This window comes from Desulforhopalus vacuolatus (genome assembly GCF_016918505.1).
GTDB classification, from domain to species: Bacteria; Desulfobacterota; Desulfobulbia; order Desulfobulbales; family Desulfocapsaceae; genus Desulforhopalus; species Desulforhopalus vacuolatus.
Map to the genome: position 1 here is coordinate 152,294 of NZ_JAFFPZ010000007.1, position 11,644 is coordinate 163,937.

The following is an 11,644-nucleotide window of genomic DNA, read 5'->3' on the forward strand; positions in this document are numbered from 1 at the left end:
CTCAGTCCTCAGTCCTCGTCTTCGTCATCATCGAGGAAAATTTCTTTCTCGTCACTGTCGTCGTCGGAGGTCTTCTGCTCCTCGTTCTCAGTGGCAGAAGCGTTTTCTTCTTCTTCCGCTGCTTCCTCTTCCTGCTGTTGCTGGCGAACGGCTTTGGGGATCTTGGATTCCGGGAGAATCATCTCGGTGATTTTGATGATTTCGTCTTTCAGATCAGGATCCTGCTGACAGACGGGGCAACTTTCAGAGTGCAGTACCATAAAGGTGATCATGCGGGCGGGAGCCATGGTTTCATCTTTGACGCTGAGGTACCACTTTTTGGTGAGATTCAGAAGACGTTTGCACTGCATTGTCAAATTTTTCCTGTGTAAAATGAGAGAAGGTGCTGAGTCGGCGCCTACTATAATAATAAAAAAAAAAAGTTGTTTTTAACTGAATGTGCGGAAATTTCCGCCGGTCAGGGTGAGGATGTAGAGCGTAAACGCCAAAGATCTTCAACGTATTCCTTATTTTTCTGGTGTTTGCTGTTCTTCTCTGCACTGACGAATACTACTGATTGGTCCAGCGCCGCAACTGTCAGCGAAAGAAGAAGGGGGAGCACAAAGTGTTTTCCCATAAAGGTACTTTGAATAAACACTCTTTTGTCCATATTCTTCGTTACAGTAAAAAAATTATCCCTGGAGGTAAGCGCCAGACTTTGATATCAAGGTTCTGGGCGAGCAAATTCCCTCCTGTGCCCTGGATATGAACGAATACAGGCTGTTTCAAGGTACCCATAATCTTTTCTTGATATCGCCTGCCTCAAAATCGGTACAGACTTTCGCAAAGATGCTGCATAAATCCTCGATAATTTTATCCGTGAATACACCGCGACAATATTTCGTCGCGAAGACCAAATGAACATGCATTCTAAAAACACACTGCCTGCCACGTCGAATATCGTTGTTATTTTTTATCAACCAAATATAATATAATTGTGAAACCTCTTCAAGCATTCAAATTCCAGAGTAAACCAAACGGTGAGCGGCCTTGAGATATGCGCCGTATTCGTGTTGATATGTCTGGAAGAAGGCGTTACCCTTGCAAAAAACCAATCATACTGCAGGTAAAAAATTCATCAATCATTTTACGATGTACACTCAGGCTCCCTGAGTGGAAAAAAGTACGTAACAAAGTTGTATCGGCAGGTTATACCCGGTCAACCTGTGAAGTGACTGACGCAGGAAACGTGTGGACGCCGCAGGAATCCCTGGCCTTCAGGTCGGGGAGGATGTCAAGGCCAGAAGTTATTTTTTTGATTGTTCTTTCGGAGGCGGACAGGGCACTGGTGGCTCTCCCGGACTTCAAATCCGGTGTGGCGGACTGATACTCCGTCAGGTGGGTTCGATTCCCATGCGCCTCCGCCAGTTTTTTTTGCGTCCCTCCTTTTCCATGGTTTGTTTGTGCCTGCAATGTCTTAACAGCGTACCTGGATGCTCTTTCCGTAAAATACGTGTTCAGGCAGTGCCCCCCAGAAAATTCACCATGAGAGCTGAACGCAGCTGCATTCTCGATACATCCCCAGGGAAAAATGTATGGTTTCCATGTCGTTTTATCAACCGGAAACGGGTAATTCGGACTTCAAATCTGGTGCCGCTTCCGGGTTGAGCTGTAAAACCATCAACAATTTTTCCCATGAAAATCACTCTCATCATCCCTTGTTATAACGAGGCCAAACGTCTCGACAGGAAAGCCTGTCTGTCCTACACGGCACAACCTGATGCTGCGGAACTCCTGCTGGTCAACGACGGCAGCAGCGATAAGACGGCCGCGCTGCTCGCCGAACTGTCGAAAAATGAAGGCATCTCTTTTCTTGATCTGCCACAGAACAGGGGGAAGGCGGAGGCGGTGCGGCAGGGGGTATTGCATGCTCTGCATGGAGATTGTGAGGCCGTTGGTTTCTGGGATGCCGATTTTGCTACACCTCTCAAGGAAGTGCGGCGTTTTCAGCTCTTTCTTGCTGCGGAGGAGTGGCAGCTGGTCACCGGCGCACGGATAAAGCGGCTCGGGGCGAAGATTGAGCGGCACTGGTATCGAAATTACGTCGGGCGGATTATTGCCACCCTTATTTCCTGTATGTTACGTTTGCCTGCCTATGACACCCAGTGCGGTGCCAAGCTGTTCAGGCGAGATCTGGCGAAGAGGCTTTTTGCCGAGCCGTTTGTCTCCACCTGGCTGTTTGATGTTGAACTGCTGGCCCGCGCGGTCCACTTTTATGGGCATGAGGCGGTGAAGAAAATGGTGTACGAACTGCCACTTGAGTGCTGGGAGGATGTGAGCGGCTCCAGTGTGAGCTTCCTCTTTATCTTTAAAATTCCCGGTGAGCTGTGGAAAATTCACAGGCGCTGGCTGCGTTGATTCAGGACCCTTTTCCGTTCGTCGTCCGACGAGATTTTCATCATTTGGTTGCCATGCACCTCAGCATGGCCCTATACACTCCTCTCTTCTTGTTCCGTAAATTCTTCCGTAAAAAGAGCTTTGTGTATTATTCAGAGAACGTCCTCTCTACGCACTCTACGGGGGCATGAATGATGAGATTCATGGTGACATCAATGATCTGGTCAATATAAGGGGCAACGTGGTTGTTGTCCGATGGACCGATGAGCATTCTTGTCAGGCCGGTAAAAGAGGCAGTGATCTGCAGGGCTGCCCATAGCAGATCACGGTTGGCGGGAATGGTTCCCTGAGCCTGGGCCTCATGGAGGGCCCTCGATATGTAGGATTCCCACATATTCTGATAGTTAATCAGTACCGGGCGAAGAATACTGTCCGGGTCGTGCATGCCGATGAGCTGAAACATGATGCAGGTAAAATGGTGGCGTTTTTCATTTTTCTGCATTTCATGGAAAACAGTTTTCATTGTCTTCCGCAGTCGTTCCCAGACCTCGGGGGTACCGAGAGCCGATTCCAGGCGAATCCGATCTGCCTCAATAAACTGCGTGCTGAGGGTTTGCAGCAGGTCCTCTTTATTTTTAAAATGCCAGTAAAGAGCACCGCGGGTTACCTTCGCTTCATGGGCAATATTATTGAGCGTGGCTTTCGCGATTCCCTTGCTGTAGAAAAGATTAAGGGCAGCGTCGAGCAATGCCTGTCGTGTTTGTCTGCATTCCTGTTTTGTTCTTCGCATTGTTTTCACATTATTTTTTTACGAACGGAACATCTTGAATTGGAAGAACTATACCATATCAAAAAACATACATACATGTTTGTATGTTTTTTGATGCAAAATTTTTCCCGGTTGATATAGTGTGAGATCTTTTATTGAGAGGTATTTTTGCAAACAGGAAAAAGGATGGTATTGTATAGAATTCCCATGAATCCACCCTCCGGCAGGTCGGGAGTGATTCAATATATTATTCGCTGAATTTGACAGTACCGAGGGTCTGAATTCTCTCGGGTTGCGTCATTTTTTGTTTACAGAAAGGAGAGATACGATGGAAGAGGCAGCAAAAGTAAATTCAAGGGTGGTCCTTATTACCCTGATGACTGCAGCGGTTTGCGTTGCGGGACTTTTTTCAGCGAGATTTGCATTCGCTGCAGATCTTCCGCCAGCTCTGCCGGTGGGAGTGATTACGGCGAAGGCGCAGACGATTGAGATTACAGAAAATCTGCCGGCACGGCTGGAATCTTCTAAAGATGCGGTTGTCCGGGCCCGGGTTACCGGAATTGTTGAGGAGCGCCTCTTTAAAGAAGGTGCATTTGTGAAAAAGGGGGATGTCCTCTTCAAGATAGATAACCGTTCCTATAAAGCAACCCTTGACTCCGCCAAAGGTTCACTTGCACGTGCCATCGCCCAGAAAAATGTTAATCAGGCGGATGTCGTGCGTTATCGCAGACTGGTGAAGGTAAAGGCCGTTTCCTCTCAGCTGTTTGACCAGTCCGAAGCAACCCTCGCGGTAAGCAACGCCGATATTGAGATTGCCCGCGCTGCCGTTGAACAGGCGAAGATCAACTATGATTATTGCACGGTTACTGCTCCCATCTCCGGTTTCATCGGTAAACAGGATGTCACTGTCGGAGCACTGGTTTCCGGCACCAGCGCTACGCAAATGGCGCAAATTCTCCAGGTGAACCCTCTGTATGTCAATGTACGTCAGTCCGCTATTAAGATTCTGAGGCTCAAAGAACAGTTGAGTAAAAATTCACAGGGAGACGATGAACACCCCGGGGTGCAGTTGAAGATTTTCCTCGAAGACGGCACTCCCTATAAGTATCCCGGAGAGCTGCTCTTCACCGATGTGGCGGTGGACGCCTCTACCGGAGAGGGTTCTCTCCGCGCAAGTGTGCCCAACCCCGACGGCTTCCTTATGCCCGGACTCTATGTACGGGTGGAAATTCCGCAGATGACTCTTCAAGATATCTTTTTGATTCCGCAGCAGGCCGTTACTCGTACTGAAAAGGGGAATATGCTCACCGTTGCCACAGTCGATGACGAGGCGAAAGAGATGAACGGTCACAAGCTCTACAGTTACGAAACGCGAAATGTTGGGATTACCAGCTCTCTCAAGGAAAACTGGGTGGTGACCGACGGATTGAAAGAGGGTGAAACCGTTATAGTGGATGGTATGCTCAAGGTTAACATGATGCACATTCCCCATGTTATACCAGTCCCCTGGGGGGTGCAGCCCGGACAGAGTGCTCAACCGCAGGGTGAGGAAGCCGCAGATCCTCAGAAGCAGACTCAAAAGTAAGCAGACGAGGAGAACAGCATGTCTCATTTTTTTATTGAACGACCAATCTTTGCATGGGTTATAGCAATTTTTATTATCCTCGGCGGGGTGGTTGCGACGCAGTTTCTGCCGGTTGAACAATACCCGTCAGTGGCGTCTCCTCAGATTGCCATCAATGTTACCTATCCCGGTGCCAGTGCGGAGACACTGCAGAAGAATGTTCTCTCTATTATTGAGAGGGCTGTCAACGGTGTTGACGATCTTGACTATATCGAAACCACGGCCAATGCCAACGGTTCCGGCGATGTTACACTGACATTTAACAGCGGCACAGATGAGGATCTGGCGCAGGTGGATGTGCAGAATAAACTGAGTGTGACCGAGGCCCGACTGCCCCAGGCGGTACGGGATCAGGGGATTCAGGTGGTAAAGAGTCGCAACAATTTCCTGATGTTTGTCACTGCCTTTGCTACGAGCCCGGACGTCAGCCAGGTGGATGTCGCTGACTATGTCATGCGGAATATTCAGCCCGCCCTGCAGCGGATTGACGGGGTCGGGAATGCAATGGTCTTCGGTTCTGAGCCTGCCATGAGGATCTGGCTCAACCCCGCGAAGATGCGCAGTTACGGTCTTTCCAGCAGTGAGATCGCCGCTGCGGTTGAAGCCCAGAATGAGCAAATCCCGGCTGGCTCCATTGGGGCCGCGCCTGGTGTGCAGGGGCAGTTGATCACTGCAACGATTTTTGCTGGCGGCCAGTTGAAAACCGTGGCGGAGTTTGAGAACATCATCGTACGCAGTAACACCGAGGGCTCCACCGTTCGGTTGAAGGATGTGGCGAAGGTTGAGATCAGTTACGAGAGTTATGCCACCTCGGGTCGTCTTGACGGCAAACCAATGGTGGGAACCGGTATTCAGCTCTCCACAGACGGGAATGCCGTAGAGGTTGCCGCCAATGTGAAAAAAACGATGGAAGAGCTGGAACAATATTTTCCCGAGGGAATTGGCTGGAAGATTCCCTATGAGACGGCCACCTTCGTGGAACTCTCCATTGAGAAAGTGGTGGAGACCCTTGTTGAGGCGATGGTGCTGGTTTTTCTGGTCATGCTGCTGTTCCTGCAGAATATCCGTTATACCATTATTCCGACGATTGTTGTCCCCATCTCTTTGCTCGGGGCGCTGGGTATGATGGTGATTTTTGGCCTTTCCGTCAACGTTCTCACGATGTTCGCCATTGTACTGGTTATCGGGATCGTGGTGGATGATGCCATTGTTGTGGTGGAAAACGTGGAGCGGCTGATGAGCTCCGAGGGGCTCTCTCCGAGAGAGGCCGCCCACAAGAGTATGGATCAGATCTCGGGTGCGGTTATTGGTATCACCCTCGTTCTTATTTCGGTCTTTCTGCCGCTGGCATTCTTCCCCGGTGCTTCCGGGAATATTTATCGCCAGTTTTCGCTGGTGATGATGTCGGCCATTGCTTTTTCCGCTTTTCTGGCGCTCTCTTTGACCCCTTCGCTCTGTGCCACAATCCTTAAACCGGTGAAAGAGGAACATGAAGCCGGTGGCTTTTATGGGCTGTTCAACCGTTTCTTCAACTGGCTTACTGTCAAATATGAGGCTGCGCTGCGGCGGGCGGTACGGTTCAGTTATGGGATGATGTTTATTTTCCTCTGTATTACCGCTTTTGCAGCATGGCTCTATCCCTTCCTGCCAGGCTCTTTTCTTCCCCAGGAAGATCAGGGATACATTATACTCAACGTGCAGCTGCCGGTGGGAGCAACCCGCAGCCGGACTGAGGAGGTCATGAAGCAGATCGAAGGAATAATTCTGCAGCAGGAGGAGGTGCAGACCATTGTTGATGTCATGGGCTTCAGCTTCTCCGGTCAGGGTGAGAATATGGGGCTGGCCTTTGTTCCGCTGACAGACTGGAGCAAACGGACCCGTCCGGAGCAGAGTGCCTCGGCTTTTGCTGCCAGGATGATGGTAAAATTCGGAGGCATTCGTGATGCCTTTGTCTTTGCCCTTTCCCCACCCCCTATTTCTGAACTGGGGAATTCCTCCGGTTTTGAAATGCGTCTTGAAGATCGCAGCTCTGCGGGACATGAGACGTTGCTGGCTGCCCGGAATCTGCTCCTCGGAGCAACCCAGGGCAACCCTGTGGTCACCTCTGTTCGTCCCGAAGGGCTGGAAGACGGGCCGATACTTCATCTCAATATCGATCGTGATGCGGCCTATGCTCAGGGCGTCCCGATGAGTAATATCATCTCCACTCTCTCGCAGATGCTTGGTTCCGCCTATCTTGGAGACTTCCCGAACAGGGATCGGATGCAGAGGGTGAAGCTGATGGCGCAGGCGGATTTCCGGATGCAGTCGCAGGATATACTTAAATTAACCGTTCATACCAATACGGGGGGGGATGTTCCACTCTCAGAACTGATCTCTACGGAGTGGAAGAACGGCCAGATGCAGGCCCGTCGTTACCAGGGGTACCCTGCAATGGCTTTGAGCGGGCAGGCCACTCCGGGACACAGTACCGGAGAGGCGATGGCAGAGATGCAAAAACTGAAAGAGAACCTGCCGCAAATGGTTGCTGCTCCGCAAATGAAGCCGCAGCTCGCTGCCATGGGGATCACTGATATTCCGGCTTTTCAAAAGGCCCTGAAAGGGATTGCCATTGACTGGACCGGACTGTCACTGGAGGAGATTCGCGCGGGAAACATGTCGTTGTATCTCTATGGATTTGCTCTGCTTTCCGTTTTTCTCTGTCTCGCAGCACTGTACGAGAGCTGGTCTATCCCACTTTCGGTATTGCTGGTGGTTCCCTTTGGTTTTCTCGGGGTTGTTGCTGCTGTCCTGATGCGGGGCATGACCAACGATATCTACTTTCAGGTGGGGCTGATTACCGTTATTGGTCTGTCGGCGAAAAATGCCATTTTGATTGTTGAGTTTGCCAAAGATCTGCAGGCGGAGGGCAAGCGCCTTGTCTCTTCCGTTCTGATGGCAGCCCATCTGCGTTACCGGCCGATTATCATGACCTCCTTTGCTTTCATTGCCGGGGTTGTACCGCTGGTTCGAGCTACCGGTGCCAGTTCGGCCAGTCAGCGGGAAATTGGAACGGCGGTTATGGGAGGGATGATATCCGCGACTATTTTCTCTGTGCTTTTCGTGCCGATCTTCTATATTGTTATACGGAAGCTTTTTGGTTATCGCGAACCTCCACACGGTTTCCAGAAATTGCTTGCTGCAGAGAGTTCGCCGGCACCGGAAGGGGAAGATGGCATTGTTCCACCCCTCGTTGTCAAGGAGAGAATGGATACTGTTGTCAGGAATCAGCAGGGAGATAATGCATGACTGGGAAAAAAAGAACGGGCAGAAAGATTCTTCTTGCTGTCGCAGTGACTCTCGGCGTCAGTGGCTGTTCACTGGCACCCTCTTTTCTGAGGCCGGATGTGCCGCTGGAAGAGACCTGGATTGGAACGGCGCTTGAGGCACAGCAGGAGGCAGGGAGTCATGCCGTACGCGACCTCGGCTGGCGGGATTATTTCAGGGATCCGCAGTTGCAGCAGTTTATCGCGCTGGCGCTGGAGAACAACCATGATCTGAAGACCGCCGCTCTGAACGCCGAACTGGCCCGGGCGCAGTATCGTATTACCCGCAGTGACCGTCTGCCGGCAGTAGATGGAAGGGCGACGGCAACACGGACACGTACTGCAGAGGATCTTTCCTATTACGGTACCGCATCCACGGATAATGCTTTTACTGTAGGTCTCGACATTACCTCCTACGAACTGGACTTTTTCAGTCGGGTGAAGAACGCGAGCGACGCGAAACTCAACGCCTATCTGGGAACTCTTGAGGCCCGTGACGCAGCGCAGCTGTCGATTATTTCCGCCGTATCTAAAGCCTATTACGAGATGCGGATTGCTCACAAACTGATGGTGCTGGCGGAAGACGTCAGCAAGACCCGGGAGGATGCCTGGAAGCTGACGAAACTGCAGGTGGATGCAGGAACGGCCAGCGAGACGACTCTGCAGGGGATGCGTTCTGCCATTGAGCTGGCCCGCGCTGATTATCAGGCACAGAAACGGGCATCGATACAGGCCCGCAATACACTGAGCACTCTTATTGGACAACCGGTGACCCGGCTCACACTGGAGAAGGCGCTTTCCCTCATGGATCAGTTTCCAGAACAGCCTCTGGTCGCTGGCCTTCCCTCCGAGGTGCTGCTTGCCCGTCCAGATATTCGTGAGGCAGAGTATGCCCTGAAGGCGGCCAATGCCAATATTGGTGCTGCGAGGGCAGCCTGTTTCCCTTCCATCAGCCTTGTGGGATCGGTCGGGTACGCGAGTACTGATCTCGACAATCTTTTTGACAGTGACAACGGTACCTGGACTTTCGGGCCGCGACTGAATCTGCCAATCTTTAATTATGGGAAGCTGAGAGCCAATGTCGAAGTGATGACGGTGAGCGAGAAGATTGCGGTGGAATCTTACGGCAAAGCGATTCAGAATGCCTTTGCCGATATTGATAACGCCCTTGCGGGCCGTGAAACCCTGGAGAAACAGGTCAAGGCAACAATTAGAAGTGATGAGGCCGTGGCCAGACGTCTGTATCTTGTTGATATGCAGATGCGGGAAGGGATTGTTGACGGACTTACTCTGCTTGACGCAGAAAGGGAGAGTTTTAACAGCCGGCAGAATGTTCTTCGCACAGGGCAGATGATTCTCAACAACAATGTGGATCTCTATGTCGCCCTTGGCGGTGGTTTGAAGGAGTTTACCACACAGACGCAGCCCGCTGTTCAGGCAGAAAAGCCGATGAAAAAACCTGTATTATAAGGTACCCATTCGTTTGTTGTCTTAACCCCGTCTTCCTGTGAAGACGGGGTTTTCTTTTGTGTGCTCAGGCGGATTTAAAGGGAAAAGGGAGAAAGGAGACGGGAGACGGGAGACGGGAGGCAGGAAAAAGCAAAAGATTTCCGGAGAGAGGATCAATTTGGGCGTCTCCAGCACGCTTCTACCATGAGATTATTTTTACAGCCTGTTTATCCATCTGTAATCACCAAAAAAGATGTCCACGCAGTTGCGTTCTCTGGTCAATATAAAATGTAAATGGTATTATTCGTTGGCAAAAAGTTTTTCGCTGTTCCGTCTTTTGCTTTTCCCTTTCTCCTGTCTCCTGTCTCCTGTCTCCCTTTCTCCCTTTTTTTGCTCTTCACAGGTTTTTAAGAAGTTGCATTATTCGATGTTCTCTTGATTCTGTCCCTCTCTCTTCCACGAAAAGAAGATTCCCAGCAGACAACTGAGGGACGAAACAATGTAAACGATGTGCAGACTCTTGAGAAAGAGGCCGTACTGGTCGGGCTGTATCTGCTGTTGGCCGATCACGAGGGTGAGGACAACGGTCATCGTGGTCATACTCAGCATCTGGCCGAAGATACGCATGATGGCAACTGTCTGTGAGGCGAGTCCGTAATCGCTTTTATCCACTGAGCCCATAATAGCGCTCATATTTGGTGAACCGAACAGGGAGAAGCCGATACCGAGAAAAAGAAGGTTTGCCAGTATCCAGTACAGCTCTGTCTGTGCTGTGAGACGGGTAAAGAAAAGTACGCCGAGGAAGGTGATAACCATGCCAAGGGTGGCGGGCCGGCGCGGGCCGATGCGGTCCGAGAGACGGCCTGCGAGCGGAGAAGTGAGAGCCATCATGAGTGGCTGAACCATGAGCAGCATTCCTGCTTTCTCCGCGCTCATGCCGTGGAGATACTGCAGATAGAGGCTCATCATCAGGGTGATGGCAAAGGTTGCAGAATAGTTGAGCAGTGCGGCAATGCTGGAAAAAGTAAAGGTGCGGTTGGTGGTAAAGAGACGCAGTTCAAAAATAGGTGAGGGGTGATGGAGCTGGTGACGGATGAAAAGAAGCAAGAGCAGTGCGCCGAGGAGGCAGAGTCCCGTTCCTGTGGGGGTAAGGATACGGCTGGCACCAATGATGAGTGAGAGAATAAAGGTGATGTAAAGAAGGGATCCGACGGAATCAAAACGAATTCCTTTCGGGCCGTATGACTCTCCTTTGAGGCGGATGACGAGGAGCAGCAGAGCCGGGAGGAGCATGGCGAGAAAGATTGCCCGCCAGCCGAAATGATCATTGATGGCACCGCCAGCGAGGGGCCCGGTGGCGAGACCCACATAAACCGCAGCGACATAAATGCCGAGTGCTTTGCCGCGGTGGGCCGGGGGAAACACTGAGGTGAGAATAATCACGCCGGTAACACTGGTCAGAGCGTTTCCCGCCCCTTGAAGAATCTGAGAAAAGAGGAGAATCGGAAAGGAGGGGGCAAAGAGGCCGACGAGGCAGCCGGCGGTGTAACAGAGCACGCCGAAGAAGAAAAAGCGTCTGCGGCCATATATGTCGGCCAGTCGGCCTCCCGGAACGATGGTGACCGCCATGGCCAGCAGATAGGACGTGGCGAGCCAGCCAATGTGGGAGGCGTCAATGTGCAGCTCCTTCTGCATGGTCGGCAGTGCCATATTGAGGGCAGTGATAGCGAAAGGAGCGAAAAAAGCGGTGATGGTGGTAACAAGAAGGGTGGTGTTTTCGAGTCGTTTGTCGCGTACGGGACTGTCCATGCAGGTTCTCCTCTCCGTTGACAACTGCAGCTTGATGCAAACCGTTTCGTAACGGCTCAGGGGACAGGCTTGAGCCGTTGTGCAGTTTTCTGAAAATGTTGTCGGGAACCTTGAAATATTTTCAAATAATCCCATCCCTTAACGTACCCTGAAGAGGAATTTTATGAATGATAAATATTGTGGTTGGCTCATGTTGTGTTTCAGGGTCTTATTTAACCAGCACTTCAACCAGCGAGTGAAGCAAGGTTTTCCCGCGCTTGCCAACATTATGAACAAACTCGAAGAAACCAAGGTATAAAGGGAGCTTCTCTT

Annotated in this window: 7 protein-coding genes, 1 tRNA gene and 2 pseudogenes; 5 read left to right on the forward strand and 5 right to left on the reverse strand. The window is 51.1% G+C overall.

Annotation, left to right across the window (positions count from 1 at the left end; translation table 11 throughout):
* Nucleotides 1–8 precede the first annotated feature (8 nt).
* On the reverse strand, nucleotides 9–350 hold the full coding sequence (locus JWG39_RS06780) for a hypothetical protein (protein ID WP_205218623.1): 342 nt from the start codon (nucleotides 348–350) through the stop codon (nucleotides 9–11).
* Nucleotides 351–797: 447 nt separating this feature from the next.
* A pseudogene (locus JWG39_RS16920) lies at nucleotides 798–956 on the reverse strand (transposase); the annotation flags it as partial.
* 352 nt (nucleotides 957–1,308) lie between these two features.
* Here JWG39_RS16920 and JWG39_RS06790 point away from each other — a divergent pair.
* Together JWG39_RS06790 and JWG39_RS06795 are read left to right on the forward strand one after the other, a co-directional pair.
* A tRNA-Sec gene (locus JWG39_RS06790) sits at nucleotides 1,309–1,406 on the forward strand.
* A 268-nt stretch (nucleotides 1,407–1,674) separates the two neighbouring features.
* Entirely contained in the window at nucleotides 1,675–2,397 is a 723-nt protein-coding gene (locus tag JWG39_RS06795; protein WP_205218625.1) for a glycosyltransferase, read from the forward strand.
* Nucleotides 2,398–2,524: 127 nt separating this feature from the next.
* On the opposite strand, the gene JWG39_RS06800 is transcribed toward JWG39_RS06795, so the two are convergent.
* Complete coding sequence (locus JWG39_RS06800; RefSeq protein ID WP_205218626.1) at nucleotides 2,525–3,166, reverse strand: TetR/AcrR family transcriptional regulator; 642 nt, start codon at nucleotides 3,164–3,166, stop codon at nucleotides 2,525–2,527.
* A gap of 307 nt (nucleotides 3,167–3,473) precedes the next feature.
* On the opposite strand from JWG39_RS06800, the gene JWG39_RS06805 reads away from it, so the two are divergent.
* From JWG39_RS06805 to JWG39_RS06815, 3 genes are read left to right on the forward strand one after another with little or no spacing between them, the layout of a single operon-like run.
* A complete protein-coding gene (locus JWG39_RS06805; protein WP_205218627.1) occupies nucleotides 3,474–4,730 on the forward strand; it encodes an efflux RND transporter periplasmic adaptor subunit in 1,257 nt (418 codons plus the stop codon).
* Nucleotides 4,731–4,748: 18 nt separating this feature from the next.
* On the forward strand, nucleotides 4,749–8,057 hold the full coding sequence (locus JWG39_RS06810) for an efflux RND transporter permease subunit (RefSeq protein WP_205218628.1): 3,309 nt from the start codon (nucleotides 4,749–4,751) through the stop codon (nucleotides 8,055–8,057).
* A complete protein-coding gene (locus JWG39_RS06815; protein WP_205218629.1) occupies nucleotides 8,054–9,544 on the forward strand; it encodes an efflux transporter outer membrane subunit in 1,491 nt (496 codons plus the stop codon). Before JWG39_RS06810 ends, JWG39_RS06815 begins: the two co-directional genes overlap by 4 nt.
* Nucleotides 9,545–9,943: 399 nt before the next feature.
* Here the strand turns inward: JWG39_RS06815 and JWG39_RS06820 are convergent, their stop codons facing one another.
* Nucleotides 9,944–11,332: an MFS transporter gene (locus JWG39_RS06820; protein WP_205218630.1), complete on the reverse strand. Its 1,389-nt coding sequence runs from the start codon at nucleotides 11,330–11,332 to the stop codon at nucleotides 9,944–9,946.
* A 208-nt stretch (nucleotides 11,333–11,540) separates the two neighbouring features.
* Nucleotides 11,541–11,644: pseudogene (locus tag JWG39_RS17035) on the reverse strand (IS1595 family transposase); the annotation flags it as partial.